Raw genomic sequence first — 18580 nt, forward strand, 5'->3', positions numbered from 1 at the left:
CAGGACGGACGCGCGCCGCCCCAGGGTTGCACGCGGATCGTCAGACCACCGGCACGGACCGCACCGAACGCCCGGCCAGGGGCCGCGAGCAGGCCGAACACACCAGCGTGACGTGGTACTCGTGGTCGGTGCCGCGGTGGCGCAGCAGCACCGCGGGCCCCTCGGGGGCGAGGAACCAGCGCTGCCCCCAGTCCAGCCCGGTCATGATCGCCGGGAAGAACGCGCGGCCCTTGTCGGTGAGCCGGTAGACCGACCGGTCGGAGCGGTCCGGGTCGCCGGAGGCGGTGAGGAAACCGAGGGCGCGGAAGGTGCGCAGCCGGTCGGCCACCACGGTCGTCGGGGCGCCGAGGCGGCGCTGGAAGTCGGAGAACCGGCGGGCGCCGAGGAACACCGCGCCGAGCATGGCCGCCGACCAGCGGTTGCCGATGAGCGCGCGGCTCTGCGGGAAGAAGCCCGGCCCCAGGCTGGTGGAGCCGCTGGCGCGGCGGCGCAGCGTGGTGATCGGCGCCGACCGGGGCCACGAGCCGCTGGGCCCGAACTCGGCCTCGACGTCGCGCGGGGCGACCGCGACCCGGCAGGTCCCGCAGGCCAGCACGGGTTCGAACAGCGCGCCGCAGTCGGCGTGGCGCATGGCGGGCAGGTCGGGTCCGGGCCCGTCGGCCCAGGCCACCTCCCAGGCCCACACCGACAGCATCATCGGCCACAGCGCCGCGCCGCGCGGGCTGAGCTGCCACTCCTGGTCGGCGCGCACCAGCACGCCCTGGTCGCTGAGGTGGCGCAGCCGGGAGGCCAGCACGGCGGGCGAGATCGGCAGCAGCTCCTGCCAGCGCCGGGCGTGCCGGGTGCCGCGCTGCAGGGCGTGGCGCAGGATGAGCAGGGTCCACTCGTCGGCCGCGGTACCGATGGTGAGGGCGATGGCGTTGTCGCCACCCGCGCCGAGCTGGCTGGGCCGGTCCGGTGGGTGGATCATGGCCGGGGCGTCGTCGTCTGCGTGGTCATGCCGTTTCGGGTGGTTGCTCCCACGGCCCGGGCAGGGGCCTCGCGGTACGGGCGACCAGCATAGCGGTAGTCCCGTACTCGGCACGGGCGAACGGCGCGACCCGGCGGTCTAGGGGTCCACTTAGGACTCGACTACGCGCGGTGACGAACCTCCCGGCGGGCAGTGGTTGCCGCACCCGCCGCGCGCGACTAGAACTGGCCCCGGGGCGAGGCCGGATCCGACGGGGGGACGACATGGGGGGCGAGGCGTACCTGTTCGACTTCGTCCGCACCGCGCGCGGGCGCGGCTCGGCGGACGGCGGCCTGCACCACCGGACCCCGCTGGACCTGGTGACCGGCCTGCTGGACGCCCTGCTCCGGCGCAACCCGCGACTGGACCCCGCCGAGGTCGACGACGTGGTGCTGGGCTGCATGGCCCAGCACGGGGAGCAGGGCGGCAACCTGGCCAGGACCGCGACGCTGCTGGCGGGCTGGGACCGCGGCGGGCGCGGCGGCGTGCCCGGCGTGATGGTCAACCGGTTCTGCGCGTCCGGGCTCGACGCGGTGGCCCAGGTCGCGACCAGGGTCCGCGCGGGCGAGGTGGGCCTGGCGGTCGCGGGTGGCGTGGAGAGCTCGTCGCGGGTGCCGGAGCAGGCGGATCGCGCTCCACTGTGGACGGACGTGGACGTGGTGCGGCGCACGGGGTCCGTGCACCCCGGGGTGGCCGCCGACCTCGACGCCACGGTCGACGGGTTCAGCCGCGAGGACCTCGACGGGTTCGCCCTGGAGTCGCACCACAAGGCGGCCGCCGCGTGGCGCGCGGGCGCCTTCGCCGACTCGGTCGTCGACCTCGGGCTCGGCCACGACGAGCTGGTGCGTCCCGACCTCGGCCGCGACGCGCTGACCCCGCTGCCGCCCGCGTTCGCCGGTCTCGGCGCCGACGGCCAGGACGCGCTGGCGCTCACCGGGCGCGGGTGGCCCACGCGCGTCGACCACCGGCACACCGACGCCACCTCGGCCTCGCCCGCCGACGGAGCCGCGCTGCTGCTGGTGGGCGACCTGACCACCGGGCACCGCCTTGGTCTGCGCCCCCGCGCGCGAGTCGTCACGTCGGCCGTAGTGGCGACCGACCCGGTCACCACGCTGGCGGGCCAAGAGGCTGTCGCGCTGGTACTACGGCGCTGCGGGCTCTCGGCCGACGACGTGGACGTCTTCGCGTTCGGGGAGGCGTTCGCCGCGCAGTGCCTGCGGTTCCGCCGCGCCTTCGACGCCGGACCGGAGCGGCTCAACCCGGCGGGCGGCACGCTGGCCGCGGGTCACCCGGCGGGCGCCGCGGGCGCGATCGTGGTCGGCGAGTGCCTGGTGGAGTTGGAGCGGAACGCGGGCCGGGTCGGCGCGGCGGGCATCAGCGGCGCCGTGGGCCTGGGCGCCGGTCTGCTCCTGGACCGTTCGGGGTAACGCGTTCATCCCGGCGCCACCGCGGTGTGCGGTCGTGTTCACTGGTGCGCTGTGGCCCGGTACCAAAGTGATCATGTGCTCCGCCTCTGCGCCCTGATCGCCGCGCTCGGCTCCCTCACCGCCTGCGCCGCCGACCCCGCGCCCCGCGCCGTCGTCGACATCGAGTCGGTGGTCCCGACACCCGCGATCCCGGTCGGCGCGGGCGCCTCGACCGGCAGCTACACCGTCGACTGCGGGCGCAACGCGGAGAACCACCGCAACTCCGACAACCTCGTGGCCTCCCCCGGCGTCCGCGACGGCGCGCACCACCTGCACGACTACGTCGGCAACCTCAGCACCGACGCGTTCAGCACCAACGACTCCCTCGCCGCCGCCAAGACGACCTGCCGCGACGGCGACGCCTCCAGCTACTACTGGCCCGTGCTGCACCTCAACGGCCACCACGACGAGGTACGCGCACCGGACTCCGTGCACATCACCTTCCTCGGTAGCCCGGTGAGCAAGGTTGTCGCCATGCCGCGGTTCTTGCGCACTGTCACCGGTGACGCCAAGGCAGGGCAGGGCGCGCGCCCGACGTGGACATGCGCCGGTTTCCCCGACCGCGCCACTACGAGCTACCCGCGCTGCCCGGCCGGTGCGCGGATTCTGCGCGTCTACGAGTTCCCCAGTTGCTGGGACGGTCGCGCCACGGACAGCCCCGACCACAAGGCGCACCTGAGGTTCCCCACGGGCAACGGCGCCTGCCCGCGCGCGACGTTCCCGGTGCCGCGGCTGCGCGTTGAGGTCGGGTACGACCTGCCCGCGGACACCGACTTCACCATCAGCAGCTTCCCCGAGGTCGCCGACCGCGCGTCGGCGTCCGACCACGCGCACTTCGTCAACGTGCGCACCGAGGCGGCCACGGCCGACGTCGTGACCTGCATCAACCAGGGCCGCGACTGCTGACGGGTCGCGTTCGAACCGAACCCGCCCGGCGCACGTGTCAGCCGGGAAAGCGCAACCGGACGCCGTTGGGACAGGAGTCGGCATGGCGAGGCTGTTCGCCCGGGCACGGGCGACATCGAGGGACGAGGCGCTGGTCCGCTCGCTCTACGAGGAACACGGCGGGGCCCTGCTGGCCTACGCCGTGCGGCTCACCGGCGACCGGGCGGCGGCCGAGGACGTGGTCCAGGAGACGCTGGTGCGGGCCTGGCGGCACGCGGACAAGCTGATGAGCGGCGAGGGCTCGGTCCGGGCCTGGCTGTTCACCGTGGCCAAGAACCTTATCGTGGACAAGGTCAGGGCCAAGGCGGCCCGACCGACCGAGGTCGCCGAGTCGCCGACCGCCGTGCCCGTGGCCAAGGACCACGCGCAGCGGGTGGTGGACTCGATGAGCGTGCTCGCCGCGATCGAGGGGCTGTCCGAGGACCACCGGAAGGTGTTGGTGGAGATCTACTTCCGCGACCGCAGCGTCGCCGAGGCCGCCCAGGAGCTGGGCATCGCCCCGGGGACGGTCAAATCGCGGTCGCACTACGCGTTGCAGGCCCTGCGCACCGCGATGTCCGGGCGCCGGGCGGCATTGGAGGGGACCGCATGAGCACCCACGAGGCCCCGATGCTCGGCGCGTACGCGCTGGGCGCGCTGGACGAGGACGAGCGCCGGGCGGTCGACGACCACCTGGCCGGGTGCGCGGCGTGCCGCGCGGAACTGGCGGAGTTGGAGGAGGTGCGGGACATGGCGGGAGAGCTGCCGGCGGAGGCTTTGCTGCACGGCCCGCCGGAAGGCGGTGACCTGCTGCTGGCCAGGACGCTGCGCCAGGTGCGCACCGAGTCGGCGGTGCGGCGCAACCGGGGGATCGCGGTCGCGGCCGTCGCGGCGGCAGCGGTGGCGGCGGCGGTCCTGGGCACCGGGGTCGTGATCGGACGGTCCACCGGGGACCCGCAGGCCCTGCCGACCCCGACGGCGACCGCCGCCCCGACCGACACCCCGGAACCCGGTCAGGTCCTGCAGGCGACCGACCCCCGGAGCGGGGCCCAGCTGACGGCCCGGCTCACCCCCGCCGAAGGGTGGGTGCGGTTGAACGCGTCGGTGACCGGGATCCCGGAGGGCGAGCGCTGCCGGGTGGTCGTGGTCGGCAAGGACGGGATCCGCGAGCAGGCCGGGAGCTGGCAGGTGTCGGCCAAGGGCGCGGCGAGCGGGACGAACCTGGACGGCATGGCGTTGGTCGATCTGTCCGATGTGGCCGGTATCGAGGTGGTGAACACCGAGGGCAAGGTGTTCGTGTCCGCGCGCCTGTGAGTCCGGAAACCGCGGCCCCGCCGGTGCACCGGCGGGGCCGCGGTCGATTCGCGCCCAAGACTGGACGAACTCCCAGGCGCCGGAAACGGTCGCCTGAGTGGCAAGCGCGCCCCAACCGCCACCCGACCGCTCCACACCACAACGGCGAAAGACGACGGACACCGCCAGGACACTCGACCCGCCACGGGTAGTCCGGCCGCAGCCATACCCGCGCCGGCCGCGCGAGCCTTCCATCCACTGGCAAGGTCGCGTGGACAGCAGGCGCGTCCCGGCCGGCACTCGGACTGCTCCGCGCCACAACGGCGAAGACGGCGCGCGTGGCCGAGACACTCAGCCCGCCACCGGTAGGCCAGCCCGAAGCCACACCCGCACCAGGCCCGGGACCGGCGAACCCGCGGGCGTCCGAGACGATCGCGTGCGGGTCGGCGCGCTCCGGCTGCCACCCGAACCGCTGCCGCACAACGACCGGCACGAGACCCACCGGTTGACCGGCCGAGGCGGTAACCCGCGTCAGGCTCGGGACTGGGCGAACTTCCAGGCGTCGGAGATGATCGCGTGCAGGTCGGCGCGTTCCGGGCGCCAGCCGAGGTGTTCCTGCGCGGCGGCGGAGGAGGCGACCAGGGTGGCGGGGTCGCCGGGGCGGCGGGGGGCGGTGTTGCTGGGGATGGGGTGGCCGGTGACCTCGCGGCAGGTCTCGACGACCTGGCGGTTCGAGAAGCCGGTTCCGGTGCCCAGGTTGAAGATCCGGTGCTCGCCGCCGGTGGCGTTGGCCAGCGCCAGCAGGTGCGCCTCGGCCAGGTCCAGCACGTGGATGTAGTCGCGGACGCAGGTGCCGTCCGGGGTGGGGTAGTCGTCGCCGTAGAGGGAGATCGACTCGCGGGTGCCCAGGGCCACCTGGAGCACGATCGGGATCAGGTGGGTCTCGGTGGTGTGCCGCTCGCCGAAGCTCCCGTAGGCGCCCGCGACATTGAAGTAGCGGAGGCTGACCGCAGCCAGGCCGTGCGCCTTGGCGTACGAGGTGATGGCGTGGTCGATGGCCAGCTTGCTCGCGCCGTAGGTGTTGGTGGGGCGGGTGGGGGCGGTCTCCAGGATCGGGACCTGCTCCGGCTCGCCGTAGGTGGCCGCGGTCGAGGAGAACACCAGCCGCGGGGTGCCCGCGTCGCGCATCGCGTCGAGCAGGCGCAGCGAGGTGACGACGTTGCCCTGCCAGTACTTCGCCGGGTCCGCCATGGACTCCGCGACCAGCGACTTGGCGGCGAAGTGCAGCACGCCGTCGAACCCGGCGCCGAGCAGCTCCGGGGCGGCCTCGGCGATGTCCGCCTCGACGAAGCGGGCGCCGTCGGGGACGGCGTCGGCGTGACCGGTCGACAGGTCGTCGACCACCACGACGTCGTGGCCCGCCTCCACCAGCCGGGCAGCGCAGACGCTGCCGACGTATCCCGCTCCGCCCGTGACGAGCAACTTCACCTTGGGTCCCTCTCCGTGTCAGTGGTCTCGGTGCGCGCCCGCGGACGGCACCGCGGTGAACAGGCGCGGTGCGGCGAGCGACCGCGCCGCGAACGCGGCGAGCACGGCGTCGCGGACCCCGGTGGCGCCCGGGGGCACCAGCGCGATCGCGGACCCGCCGAAGCCGCCGCCGGTCATCCTGGCACCCACCGCGCCCGCGGCGAGCGCCGCGTCCACCGCGAGGTCGAGTTCCGGGCAGGAGACCCGGTAGTCGTCCCGGAGGCTGGTGTGCGAGGCCGTCAGGTCCGGGCCGGTCGCGGCGAGGTCGCCCGCGCGCAGGGCGTCGACGACCCGCAGCACCCGCTCGTTCTCGGTGACCACGTGCCGGACCAGGGGCCGCAGCTCCTCGGGGAGGTCGGCGAGCGGGGTGTCCGGGGTGACGTCGCGCAGCGCCGGGACGCCGAGCAGCGCGGCGGCGCGTTCGCAGCCGCGGCGGCGGTCGCCGTACTCGGAGTCGGCGAGGGAGTGGCGGGCGCGGGTGTCGATGACCAGCACCTCGAACCCGCGCGCGGCGAACGGGACCTGCTCCTGGGCGCCGGAGCGCACGTCGAGGAACAGGGCGTGCGCCTCGACGCAGCACAGGGACGCGGTCTGGTCGAGCAGGCCGGTGGGGGCGCCGACGAAATCGTTCTCCGAGCGCCGCACCCAGTGGGCCAGCTCGGTGAGCGCGGCGGTCCCGCGCGGCTCGATGTCGGCGAGGCCGAGCAGCGCCAGGGCGACCGCGCACTGCAGGGCGTGCGACGAGGAGAGCCCGGCACCCGCCGGGACGTCGCCGGTGATCACCAGGTCGGCGCCGCCGGTGATGCCCTGCGCGCGCAGCACCCAGGCGACCCCCGACGGGTACGCGGCCCAGCCGGTGACCAGGCCGGGCGCCAGGTCCGCGACCGGGACCGGCTCGGCGCGCTGGGGGTTGCCGTCGTCCCCGACGGTCACCGCGGCGAGCAACCCGTCGGCGCGCGGCGCGGCGGCGACCGCGACCCGGTGCGGCAGGGCGAAGGGCAGGACGAGGCCGTCGTTGTAGTCGGTGTGCTCGCCGATCAGGTTGACCCGGCCGGGGGCGGACCACACCCCCGCCGGTGCGCGGCCGTGCAGCCGCCGGAACCGGTCGGCCGCCCGGTCCGCGGGGGTCACTGGGTGCGGGCCAGCACCGCGTGCAGCACCGTGGGCGACAGGGCGGCGGTGGTGCCCGCGCCGGTGACCTCGATGGCGCTGCCGTCCGGGCGCAGCGGGCCGACGGTGACGACGCTGCCGGGCAGCACGCCGACCGCCTTGAGCCCGGCCATCAGGTCCGCGTCGAGCTGCACGTGCTCCGCGATGCGGCGGATCTCCACCCGGCCCCCGCCGCGGCGGGCGACCTCGTCGACCCGGACCAGGCCCGCCTCCACCGGTGGCGCGGGCTCACCCTCGCCCAGCTTGTCGAGGCCGGGGATGGGGTTGCCGTACGGGGAGGTGGTGGGGTGGCCGAGCAGCTTGACCAGCTTGCGCTCGACGGCCTCGCTCATCACGTGCTCCCACCGGCACGCCTCGCTGTGCACCTGCTCCCACTCCAGGCCGATGACGTCGACCAGCAGCCGCTCGGCGAGCCGGTGCTTGCGCATCACGGCGATGGCCAGGGAGCGGCCGTGGTCGGTCAGTTCGAGGTGGCGGTCCCCCGCGACGACCACCAGGCCGTCCCGCTCCATGCGGCCCACCGTCTGGCTCACCGTGGGGCCGCTCTGCCCCAGCCGCTCGGCGATGCGGGCGCGCAGGGGGACGACGCCCTCCTCCTCGAGCTCGTAGATGGTTCGGAGATACATCTCGGTGGTGTCGATGAGTTCGTTCACGCCGGTTCCCCTTCGTCACCTCCATGTTAGTCGCTCGCCCCGACAGAGCAGTGCGGTAGTAGCGGTCAGTGACCAAAGGCCCGGGCCGGCAGGATGGGCCGGTGCAGTCACCCCTGGTGTCGGTGGAAGAGTTGGTGTCGCTTCTCGACAGTGCGCGCGCCCCGGTCGTGCTGGACGTCCGCTGGCGGCTGGCGGGCCCACCCGGGCGGGAGGACTACCAGGCAGGACACCTGCCGGGCGCGGTCTTCGTCGACCTGGACACGGCCTTGGCGGCCCCGCCCGGGGACGGTGGTCGGCACCCGCTGCCCGACCCCGACGTCTTGGCGCACGCCCTCCGCGCGGCGGGTGTCCGCGCCGACACCCCGGTCGTCGCGTACGACTCGGACAACGGCTCCGTCGCGGCCCGCGCCTGGTGGCTGCTGCGGTGGGCGGGACACCGTGAGGTCGCTGTACTCGACGGCGGCTACGCCGCGTGGACGGCAGCAGGGCAACGCGTCACCACCGAGGTGCCAACCCCTCCCCCGGGTGATTTCACGGTGACGCCGGGCCACATGCCGGTCATCGACGCCCCCGAAGCCGCCGCCCTGGCCACGAACGGCCTCCTGCTCGACGCCCGCGCGCCCGAGCGCTACCGGGGCGAGGTCGAACCCATCGACCCGCGCGCGGGCCACGTCCCAGGAGCCGTGAATGCCCCCTTTACGGCCCACACGACCCCCGACGGCCTCTGGCACCCGGCCGAAACCCTCGCCACCCACTACCGCGCCCTGGGCGTAACGGACACAACCGAGGTAGGCACCTACTGCGGCTCCGGCGTCACGGCGTCGTCGGTCGTCTTGGCGCTGGAGGTGGCGGGCCTGCGCGGCCCGGACAGCCCGGCAGCGCTCTACGCGGGCTCGTGGTCCCACTGGAGCCGGAACCTGGAAAACCCCGTCGAGACAACCTAACCCGCGCGGGGGTCAGGTTGATCACTCGGCAGGATGGGGACATGTCGACCAACCCCGGGAGTCCCGCCGCCGACGTGGCCGTGGAGAACGACTACGACGACTTCGCCGAGGCGTACACAGCCGAGAACGAGACCAGCCTCCTCAACGCCTACTACGCCCGGCCCGCGATCGTGGACCTGGCCGGGGACGTGGCCGGTCGGCGGATTCTCGACGCGGGCTGCGGCGCGGGCCCCGTGTCCGCGGCGCTGCGCGAGCGGGGCGCCGTGGTGGCGGGCTTCGACCGCAGCGCGAAGATGGTGGAGTTGGCCCGGCAGCGGCTCGGTGCCGACACCGATCTCCGGGTCGCCGACATCGGCGAGCCGCTGCCATACCCCGACGGCGCGTTCGACGACGCGGTCGCGGCCCTGGTGCTGCACTACCTGGAGGACTGGACCGGACCGCTGGCCGAGTTGCGGCGGGTGCTGAAGCCGGGCGGGCGGCTGATCGTCGTGGTCAACCACCCGATCATGCTGAAGATGGCGCACCGGGAGAGCGACTACTTCGCGACCACCAAGTGGACCGACGAGTACGAGTTCAACGGCCACAAGGCTGTGCTCACCTACTGGCACCGACCGCTGCACGCGATGACCGACGCCTTCACCGCGGCGGGCTTCCGCACGGCCGTCATCAGCGAGCCACCGCCGTCACCCGAGGCCCACGAACTCTTCCCCGACGAGATGGCGCCGTTCCCCTCCGGCGCCTTCCTGAGCTTCCTGTTCTTCGTCCTGGAAGCCGTCTGATCCCGGCGCGTGCCGGTCGCGGCGGTGCTGGGCGTCGGGGGACGGCACGCTCTAGGGTGCGGGTATGGGTGCGCGGGTCGGTGCGGGTGTGGTGTGGGATTCCGCGCTGCTGGGGTACGACATGGGGGACGACCACCCCTTCAACCCGCTCCGGTTGGAGCTGACCATGCGGTTGGCGCGGGGGCTCGGGGTGTTGGACGGGGTCGAGGTCGTCGCTCCCGTGTCCGCCGAGGACACCGATCTTGAGCGGGTGCACCGGGCCAACTACGTGGCGGCCGTGCGGGAGGCGCCGTCGGCGGGGTGGGACCTGGGTTATGGGCTGGGGACGGCCGACAACCCCGTGTTCGACCGGATGCACGCGGCGGCGGCGTTGGTGGTCGGTGGCACGTTGACGGCGGCCCGGCGGATCGCGAGCGGGGAGGTCGACCGGGCGGTGAACATCGCCGGTGGGCTGCACCACGCGATGGCGGACCGGGCGGCCGGGTTCTGCGTCTACAACGACTGCGCCGTGGCCATCTCGTGGTTGCTGGACAACGGGTTCGAGCGCGTCGCCTACATCGACGTCGACGTGCACCACGGCGACGGCGTGCAGGCCGCCTTCTACGACGACCCGCGTGTGCTGACCGTCTCGCTGCACCAGCACCCGGCGACCCTCTGGCCGGGAACCGGGTTCGTCACCGAACTCGGCGGACGCCAGGCGCAGGGGACATCGGTCAACATCCCCCTGGCCCCGCGCACGTGCGACGCCGAGTGGTTGCGGGCGTTCCACGCGACGGTGCCGTCGTTGCTGGGCGCGTTCCGACCGCAGGTGCTGGTCACGCAGTGCGGTGTGGACACACACATCGAGGACCCGTTGGCCGACCTGGCGCTGTCGGTCGACGGCCAGCGGGAGATCTACCGCGTGCTGCGCGACCTCGCCGACCGGTACGCGGGCGGCAAGTGGCTCGTCACCGGTGGCGGCGGCTACGAACTGCTCCGCGTCGTCCCCCGCTCGTGGACGCACCTGCTCGCGACCGTGCTCGACCGCGACCTGCCGGTGGACACGGCGGTCCCGGTCGACTGGCTGACCGACGTGCGCCGCATGGCCCCGCGCGCCGATCTGCCGACCACCATGGGCGACGACCGCGACACCGCGTTCGAACCGTGGGGCGGTGGGCGGGAGCAGCCGGTGGACACGGTGATCCGGGACGTGCGGAGCGCGGTCTTCCCACTGCACGGCCTTGACCCGGACGACCCGAGGGACTGACGTGACCCCGCCGCGCCGCGACCCCTACGCCTACCCGCGCCACTGGGAGGCCGACATCGTGCTGGCCGACGGTGGCACCGCGCACCTGCGCCCGATCGTGCCCACCGACGCCGACGCGCTGCTCGCCTTCCACACCCGGCTGTCCGAGCGCACCCGCTACTTCCGCTACTTCGGCCCCTACCCGCGCATCCCGGAGAAGGACCTGGTCCGGTTCACCACCGTCGACCACCACGACCGGGTGGCGTTCATCGCCCTGCTGGGCGACGACATCGTCGCGGTCGGCCGCTACGAGCGGTTGCCCGGCCAGGACTCCGCCGAGGTCGCGTTCGTCGTGGAGGACGCGCACCAGGGCCGCGGACTCGGCTCGATCCTGCTCGAGCACCTCGCCGCGGCCGCCCGCGAACGCGGCCTGGCCCGGTTCGAGGCCGAGGTGCTGGCCGAGAACGTCCAGATGGTGCGGGTGTTCCGGGACGCGGGCTACCAGGTCAGCCGGGCCTTCGACGAGGGCGTGCTGCACCTGGAGTTCGCCATCGATCCCACCGAGGCGTCGGTGGCGGTGGCGCACTCCCGCGAGCAGGCCGCCGAGGCGCGCAGCGTGCACAACCTGCTGCACCCCCGCTCGGTCGCGGTGATCGGCGCGTCGACCGACCGGGCGAAGGTCGGCAACGCGGTGCTGGCCAACCTGCTCGCCGCCGACTTCGCCGGACCGGTGTTCCCGGTCAACGCCGAACACCGGTCGGTGCGCGGCGTGCGGGCGTACCCGACCGTGCTCGACATCCCCGACCCGGTGGACTTGGCCGTGGTGGCCATCCCGGCGGCGGGCGTCGACGAGGTCATGGACGCCTGCCTGGCCAAGGGCGTCAAGGCGCTGGTCGTGGTCAGCTCCGGGTTCGGCGAGACCGGCCCGGACGGCCGCGGCGCGGAGCGCAGGCTGGTCGACGAGGCCCGCGCGCACGGCATGCGGGTGGTCGGCCCGAACGCGCTGGGCGTGGTCAACCTGGACCCGGCGGTCCGGCTGAACGCCACCCTCGCCCCGACCCTGCCCGGTCGGGGCCGCACCGGCTTCTTCTGCCAGTCCGGCGCCCTGGGCACGGCCATCCTCGCCGACGCGGCCAGCCGCGGCCTGGGCCTGTCGACGTTCGTCTCCGCAGGCAATCGCGCCGACGTGTCCGGCAACGACCTGTTGCAGTACTGGGAAACCGACCCGGCGACCGACGTTGTTCTGTTGTACCTGGAATCGTTCGGCAACCCCCGCAAGTTCGCCCGGCTCGCCCGCAGGTTGGGGCGGAGCAAGCCGGTTGTCGTGGTCAAGTCCGGTCAGAAGACCGTGTTGCCCGCCCTCGCCAAGACGGGCGTGGCCGTGGACGACGCGAGCCTCAGCGCGCTGTTCGAACAGGCGGGCGTCATCCGAGTGGAGACGATCGCCCAGCTCTTCGACACCGCGCTGCTGCTCGCCCACCAGCCGCTCCCGCCCGGCGACCGGGTCGCGGTGGTCGGCAACTCGTCGGCCATCGGCGTGCTGGCCGCCGACGCGGCGCTGGCCCAGGGCCTGGCGCTGGCGGGCGACCCGGTCGACGTCGGCGCGCAGGCCGACCCCGACTCCTTCGCCGCGGCCGTGTCCTCGGCGCTGCGCCGCGCGGACGTCGACTCGCTGATCGTGGTGTTCGTCCCGCCCCTGGCCATCCCCGGCACCGCCTACGCCCGCGCGTTGCGCGAGGCGGCCGAGGACCTGGGCGACGCGCACCGCAAACCCATCGTCTCCACCTTCCTCGCCGCCGAGGGCATCCCGGCCGAGCTCGCGGTGCCCGGCCCGGGTGGCGCCCCGGGCCGCGGCTCGGTCCCGTCGTACCCGAGCCCGGAGCGCGCGGCCGCCGCCCTGGCCAGGGCCACGACCTACGCCCGCTGGCGGTCCACGCCCGTGGGCGAGTTCGTCCGACCGGACGGCCTCGACCCCGACCGGGCGGGCGCGGTGGTGGCCGCCGCGTTGTCCGGCGCGGAGGGCGAGGTCGACCTGACCGACGACCAGGTGCTGGAGCTGCTGGGCTGCTACGGCGTCGAGGTCATGCCGTTCCGCGTGGTGACCGGCCCCGACGCGGCGGTCGCGACGGGCACGGAACTCGGCCTGCCGATCGTGCTGAAGACGGCGAGCGAGGTGTTCCGGCACCGCAGCGACCTGATCGGCGTCCGGCTCGACCTGACGACCGCGGACGCGATCCGCAACGCCTACCACGACCTGCGGGCCGTGTCCGGTGTCGACGAGGTCTACGTGCAGCGCATGGCCCCCAAGGGCAACTCTTGTTCCATAAGCCTCCAAGACGATCGTTCGTTCGGCACGGTGATCTCCTTCGGGTTGGCGGGCGTGATCAGCAACCTGCTCGGCGACCGGGCGCACCGGGCGTTGCCGCTGACCGACTCGGACGCGGCGAGCCTGGTCCGCGCCCCGAAGACGGCTCCGCTGCTGGCGGGCTACGGCGGTGGCGAGCCCGCCGACCTGTCCGCGTTGGAGCGGTTGGTGTTGCGGGTGGCGGCGTTGGCGGAGGACATCCCGGAGATCCGCGCCCTGACGCTGGAGCCGATCCTGGCCTCCGCCGCGGGCGCCTTCGTCACGGGAGCGCGCGCGACGGTCGGACCGCCCCCGTCGCGGCACGACTCCGGACCACGCCGCCTCCGCCCGATCAGGTGACCGGCCGCTGACGCGCCAACCTCCTGATGACCGGAGCCGTGATGACTTCCCGGGGAAGCTCGCACGGGATCGGTGGGTCACCACGCCTCAACGACCCCTCGGTGCGCACATCGTCGAGATTGACTACTACGCCCTCGATGAGCGTGCGTAGGTCATCCGGTGGCATCCCGTGGTGGGCTGCCGAGACCAAGAGGCTCGACAACACGTGCCCGGGCTGCGCGGTCGAAGAGATCTCCAGCGCGATGTGCGCCAAGATGCCGTTGCCTGCCAGGTAAGCGCTAACCGCCAGCAGACAGGCCGGTTCGGCACGCTCGGGTTCGGGGACCGCGCGGACCATCCTGGTCCACAATCGAGCGGCCGCCGCGTCCTTGGCCGTCATGGCGAAGGCGAGGCACCTGTCACGTACGCCCTCCCGTCCCAAGGCCAGCGCCAACCTGGCTATCCGCTCGTCGGAAAGCCCCGGTTCGCGGTAGTCCGGTGAGTGCGGCGCCTGACTGCGCGCCCCTCGAGAGAGTCCGTCCAGTGTGGAGGACACGGCGGTCTCGTGAAAGGCGTCCACAGCGGATTCCACATGAGAGAACAGATCCTCGTCGGAGGTGGGGTCGTCCAGTTCCTCGGACAGCAACTGGTCGATCATCTCCGCGCGGCGCTCGAGATCCGCCGCTGGATCCGGTGCCAGGGTGTCGGCCATCGCCTGGCGGGACGGGTATTTGACCACCCCGGCCACCGTGTACTGGGCGGCTATCTCCGAGCAATCCGGGTCCGGTACCACGCCGCCGTCCAAGTCGTCGTAGCAACGCCAGGGTTCACCCGCCTTGACCGACGCGGTCCACAGCGCGCGCGGCACCGTGATGCCGCTGGCGGCGAGCTCGGCCCTGGCCATGTCCGCGAACTCCCGGTGCGGCAGGGGTTCCCCGCCCCGGCCGACCACTACGAGGATCGCGGCGCCGACGTCGTGTTCCACCGCGACCATGGCGAGGTGCGCGGCGCCCGCCTCGTAGTCCGGTGGGGCGGGCAGGTCCGCGCGGATGACCGGTCCCAGGGACGGGACCGGGCCGGGGCCGCGCAGGGTCAGGGCGATGACGGAGTTGTCGGGGTGGTACCCGAGCAGGTAGGGGATGGCGGCGATGAGGTCGGCGGCTTGGTGGAGGTTTGTCGTCATGGGACCACTGTGCTCGCGGTAGGGGTTCGCGGCAATGGGCGGGGGTGGGCCTGTGGATGGATTCGGGGTGTGTGGATGAAATCGGGGTTGATTGTCCCTTGTGGACAATGCGAACGGCGGCGGCCCCCTGGTGGGAGGGCCGCCGCCGGGTAGGGCGTCGCGAGGTCAGCCGACCGCGGACTTGAGCGCGTCGAGCCCGCCCACGATCGGGAGGGTCAGGTTGCTGCCCTTGAGGTCCACCGAGATCCCGGCGCCGGGTGCGGGGCGCAGGGTGTACTCGTTGTCACTGGAGAGCACGACCAGGCCGAAGCGGTGGCCCGCCGCCAACACGTAGTCGTCGGGCACCAGGTCGACCCGCAGGTCGTAGTACTTGCCCGGCTGGATCGGCTCGGTGCGGCTGATGTTCTTGCGGTTCTGCGGGTCGGTCCAGCCGCGGGTCACGATCGTGGACTTGCCGTCCGGACCGCGGTCGACCAGCAGCGCGGTGACGTTGGCCGCCGGGCGGGTGAAGGCCAGCCGCAGGTACGCCTCGCCCTTGCCGCTCAACCGCACCGGGGTGCTCGCCGGGCCGCTGAGGTAGATCAGCCGGTTCGGCGAGGTCGGGGCGTTGGCCAGGTCGGCGGCGAGCTTGGTGGCGTCGTCGGTCAGCGACTCCACCACGCGCCGGTCCGGCCGCCCGACGGTCAGCGAGCCCGCGGTGGCGCCACCGGCACCGGGGTAGAGCGTGGCCGCCGCGGCGGCGGGGGCGGGCCACTCCGGCTCATCCACCCACGACTTGTCCTCGCGCTGGATGGTCAGCCGGGGTCCGTTCTGGATGCCGTTGTCGACGCCGTAGAGGTAGTGCGACAGCCACTTGTTGAGCGTGGCCAGCCATTCGTCGCGGCGCAGGGAGTACGGGTCGGCGTGGCCGGACTGGTGCAGCCAGATCTTGTGCTCGACGCCCTGCCGCTTCAGCGCGTCGTACCACTGCGCCACGTGGGTCATCTTGACGTTCCAGTCGTTGAGCCCGTGCACCGCCAGCACCGACGCGCGGACCTTGCGCACGTCGTTGAGGTAGTTCCGCTCGTCCCAGAACTGGCTGTAGTCGCCGGTGACCCGGTCCTGCTGCGCGGTGATCTCGTCGATCACCGGGGCGCACGGCGCGCGGTCGGCGCGGGTGTGCACGTACTTGGCCAGGACGTCGAGGTCTTCACCCTGGTACGTGCCGGGGGCGACGACAGCGCCGTCCGCGCGGTAGTAGTCGTACCAGCTCGAGATGGCCGCGATGGGGATGATGGTCTCCAGCCCGCGCACGCCCGTAGTGGCGACAGCGTTGGGCAGGGTGCCGTTGTAGGACACGCCCATCATCCCGACCTTGCCGGTCGTCCACCCGGCGGTTACGCGCGTCCCGGCGGCGTCCTGCGCGGGAGCGCGACCGTTGAGCCAGTCGATGACCGACCGGGCGCCGATGGTCTCGTTGCGGCCACCGCTGGTCGGGCACCCGGTGGACTGGCCGGAGCCCAGCGACTCCGCGTAGACCACGGCGAACCCGCGGGCGGTGAAGTAGGACTCGTACCGCCAGGTGATGGCCGGGTTCGGGCCCGCGAGCCCGGAACGCGCCGCTTTCGGCCCAGGACGGTTGTCGGGGGCGTTCAGCTCGACGTCCACGTTGTGGTTCGGAATGTCGTTGCCGCCCGCGTAGTAGGGGCTGGCCTGGTAGACGACCGGTACGCGCAAGCCCTGTTCGGTGGCGCGCGGACGCACGACCTCCACATGCACGAGGTCGTCACGACCGTCGTTGTCGCTGTCCACGGGCGCGTTGACCCACAACGACTCACGGACGACGTCCGTGCTGCTGAACACCGGTTGGGCCTGCCCGTCGACGAACACCGGCGCGGGTGGCTCCGGTTCCGCCGAGGCGGGGGTGACGAGCGCCGCGGTGGCGACCAGCGCGGTGAGCACACAGGTGACGGCGGGTCTCGCACGTCTCATAGCGTTCTCCAAAGCTTGGTGGGGACCTTCTGCGCACCCTTGTCCCCACCGCTCACCAGTGTCAAGGGCTATCCAGTCTGTCCACACGGGACGTTCGACGGTCGTGGCCCCGGCGAACCACTGCCGCTGGGCCGGTCGGATGAGTAGCCTCGCGGCGTGAGCACCCGCCTGGACGCCCCCATCACCGCCGTGACCGTCTACCCCGGACAGGCGCGGGTCACCCGCCGCGCCACCGTGACCGCCGCCGAGGGCGAGCAGCGGGTGGTGGTCGGCGGGCTCCCCCGCGACCTGCACCCGGACTCGGTGCGGGTCAGCGGGCACGGACCGGCCACCGTGCTGGGGGTCGACGTGCGGCCGGAGCGCAACCCGCGCACCCAGGACGCGGCGCTCGGCGAGCTGGAGGAGCGCCGCGACGCACTACAGCGCGCGCAGGCGGACCAGGCCGACCGGCTCACCGTGCTCGACACCCGGCTCGAGGTGCTCAACGCCATGGCCCGGCGCACCAGCGCCACGTTCGCGCAGGCACTGGCCCGCGACGAGGCGGCGCCCGGGCGGGTCGCGGAGGTCGGCGCGGCGCTCGCCGAGCAGCTGACCGACGCGCACCGGCAGCGCCGGGAGGTGGTCGAGTCGATCCGCCGGACCCAGGAGGAGCTGGACGAGGCCGAGCGGCGCCTGGCCGACCGGCGGCAGGTCGGCGAGCCGGACAACACGGCCGTCGAGGTGGACCTGGCGGCGACCGCGGCGGCCGAGGTCGAGCTGGAGGTCTCCTACCTGGTGGATTCCGCGAACTGGGAGTCCCGCTACGACATCCGGCTCAGTGCCGAGACGCTGTCGCTGACCTGGTACGGGCTGGTCACGCAGTACAGCGGCGAGGACTGGCCGGAGTGCGACCTGCGGCTGTCCACGGCCCGACCGGCCCACGGGGTGGACGTGCCGGAGCTCAGCCCGTGGTACCTCGACGCGCTCAAGCCGGTTCCGCCGCCCGCCCCCCGCGCGTCGGCGTCCCGGGCCGGTTTCGGCGCCGCCGCCCCGATGGCCGCGCCCGCCGGTGTACCGCTGGGGTACTCCGCCGCGCCGATCGCCGAGTCTTACGCGGTAGCCGAGCAGGGCGCCGCAGCGACGACCTACCGTCCGAGCCGCCCTATCGCCGTACCCGCCGACGGTACGGCCCACCGGACCACGGTTACCGCCATCGAGCTGCCCGCGAGCGTGGACCACGTGACCGTCCCACTACGGGGCCCGGAGGCGTACCTGCGCGCGAAGGTCACCAACAACTCAGAACACACCCTCCGCGCCGGCCGAGCGTCGATCTTCCACGACGCCGAGTTCGTCGGCGTGACGAACCTGGCCGTCTGGGCGCCGGGCGAGGAGGTCGAGCTGGCGCTGGGCATCGACGACCGGGTGCGGGTCGAGCGCGACCTGGTCAAGCGGTCGGCGGGCAAGGCCGTACTGGGCGGCACGCGCCGCGAGGAGGCGACCTACCGGATCAAGGTCGGCAACTTCGGCCCGCACCGCTCGAAGATCACCGTGGTCGACCAGGTGCCGGTGTCGCGCAGCGAGGCGATCGTGGTCCGCGACGTCGTGGTCAAGCCGCAGCCGAGCGAGCAGACCGACCTGGGCGAGCTGACCTGGGCGCTGGACGTGCCCGCCGGCGAGACCGCCGAGATCACCATCGGCTTCCGCGTGGACGTCGCCAAGGGCACCACCCTCGCGGGCTGGCGCGACTGACCGGCGTTCCCGGGGCCCGTCCACC

15 protein-coding genes are annotated in these 18580 nt (G+C 73.4%); 9 read left to right on the forward strand and 6 right to left on the reverse strand.

The annotated features are described in order from the left end of the window. Window positions 1–40: 40 nt before the first annotated feature. Window positions 41–970 carry a helix-turn-helix domain-containing protein gene (locus V5P93_RS30190; protein ID WP_104483249.1) on the reverse strand — a complete coding sequence of 310 codons (930 nt, stop codon included), beginning with the start codon at window positions 968–970 and terminating at the stop codon, window positions 41–43. Between the two features lie 263 nt (window positions 971–1233). Between V5P93_RS30190 and V5P93_RS30195 the strand changes: the two genes are divergently transcribed. From V5P93_RS30195 to V5P93_RS30210, 4 genes are all read left to right on the forward strand, one after another. Then, a complete protein-coding gene (locus V5P93_RS30195; protein WP_104483250.1) occupies window positions 1234–2436 on the forward strand; it encodes an acetyl-CoA C-acyltransferase in 1203 nt (400 codons plus the stop codon). Window positions 2437–2511: 75 nt separating this feature from the next. Further along, entirely contained in the window at window positions 2512–3381 is an 870-nt protein-coding gene (locus V5P93_RS30200; RefSeq protein WP_245931761.1) for a DUF1996 domain-containing protein, read from the forward strand. An 82-nt stretch (window positions 3382–3463) separates the two neighbouring features. Continuing rightward, window positions 3464–4012 (forward strand): sigma-70 family RNA polymerase sigma factor, encoded by a 549-nt coding sequence (locus V5P93_RS30205; protein WP_104483252.1) that lies wholly within the window; start codon window positions 3464–3466, stop codon window positions 4010–4012. Beyond that, window positions 4009–4713: an anti-sigma factor gene (locus V5P93_RS30210; RefSeq protein WP_104483253.1), complete on the forward strand. Its 705-nt coding sequence runs from the start codon at window positions 4009–4011 to the stop codon at window positions 4711–4713. The genes V5P93_RS30205 and V5P93_RS30210 overlap by 4 nt, the downstream gene beginning before the upstream one ends. 510 nt (window positions 4714–5223) lie before the next feature. Here the strand turns inward: V5P93_RS30210 and galE are convergent. Genes galE through V5P93_RS30225 form a run of 3 tightly spaced genes read right to left on the reverse strand, consistent with a single transcriptional unit; the run spans window position 5224 to window position 8042 of the window. Then, window positions 5224–6180 (reverse strand): UDP-glucose 4-epimerase GalE, encoded by a 957-nt coding sequence (galE, locus tag V5P93_RS30215; RefSeq protein WP_104483254.1) that lies wholly within the window; start codon window positions 6178–6180, stop codon window positions 5224–5226. Between the two features lie 18 nt (window positions 6181–6198). Further along, entirely contained in the window at window positions 6199–7350 is a 1152-nt protein-coding gene (gene galK / locus V5P93_RS30220; protein WP_104483255.1) for a galactokinase, read from the reverse strand. Further along, window positions 7347–8042 carry a metal-dependent transcriptional regulator gene (locus tag V5P93_RS30225; RefSeq protein WP_104483256.1) on the reverse strand — a complete coding sequence of 232 codons (696 nt, stop codon included), beginning with the start codon at window positions 8040–8042 and terminating at the stop codon, window positions 7347–7349. The genes galK and V5P93_RS30225 overlap by 4 nt, the downstream gene beginning before the upstream one ends. A gap of 101 nt (window positions 8043–8143) precedes the next feature. Between V5P93_RS30225 and V5P93_RS30230 the strand changes: the two genes are divergently transcribed. From V5P93_RS30230 to V5P93_RS30245, 4 genes are all read left to right on the forward strand, one after another. Further along, window positions 8144–8986, forward strand: coding sequence for a sulfurtransferase (locus V5P93_RS30230; protein WP_245931762.1), 843 nt, complete (start codon window positions 8144–8146; stop codon window positions 8984–8986). A gap of 41 nt (window positions 8987–9027) precedes the next feature. Further along, on the forward strand, window positions 9028–9765 hold the full coding sequence (locus V5P93_RS30235) for a class I SAM-dependent methyltransferase (RefSeq protein WP_104483258.1): 738 nt from the start codon (window positions 9028–9030) through the stop codon (window positions 9763–9765). A gap of 64 nt (window positions 9766–9829) precedes the next feature. Continuing rightward, window positions 9830–11011, forward strand: coding sequence for an acetoin utilization protein AcuC (locus tag V5P93_RS30240; RefSeq protein ID WP_104483259.1), 1182 nt, complete (start codon window positions 9830–9832; stop codon window positions 11009–11011). A gap of 1 nt (window position 11012) precedes the next feature. Further along, entirely contained in the window at window positions 11013–13694 is a 2682-nt protein-coding gene (locus tag V5P93_RS30245; protein ID WP_104483260.1) for a bifunctional GNAT family N-acetyltransferase/acetate--CoA ligase family protein, read from the forward strand. On the opposite strand, the gene V5P93_RS30250 is transcribed toward V5P93_RS30245, so the two are convergent. Together V5P93_RS30250 and V5P93_RS30255 are read right to left on the reverse strand one after the other, a co-directional pair. Then, on the reverse strand, window positions 13687–14856 hold the full coding sequence (locus V5P93_RS30250; RefSeq protein ID WP_104483261.1) for a DUF4192 domain-containing protein: 1170 nt from the start codon (window positions 14854–14856) through the stop codon (window positions 13687–13689). The two genes, V5P93_RS30245 and V5P93_RS30250, sit on opposite strands and share 8 nt — an antisense overlap. 165 nt (window positions 14857–15021) lie before the next feature. After that, window positions 15022–16827 (reverse strand): Xaa-Pro dipeptidyl-peptidase, encoded by a 1806-nt coding sequence (locus V5P93_RS30255; RefSeq protein ID WP_104483262.1) that lies wholly within the window; start codon window positions 16825–16827, stop codon window positions 15022–15024. 156 nt (window positions 16828–16983) lie between these two features. Here V5P93_RS30255 and V5P93_RS30260 point away from each other — a divergent pair, with 156 nt between their 5' ends. Beyond that, a complete protein-coding gene (locus V5P93_RS30260; protein ID WP_245931763.1) occupies window positions 16984–18555 on the forward strand; it encodes a mucoidy inhibitor MuiA family protein in 1572 nt (523 codons plus the stop codon). Window positions 18556–18580 lie beyond the last annotated feature (25 nt).

This window comes from Actinokineospora auranticolor (assembly GCF_041897805.1).
GTDB lineage: Bacteria > Actinomycetota > Actinomycetes > Mycobacteriales > Pseudonocardiaceae > Actinokineospora > Actinokineospora auranticolor.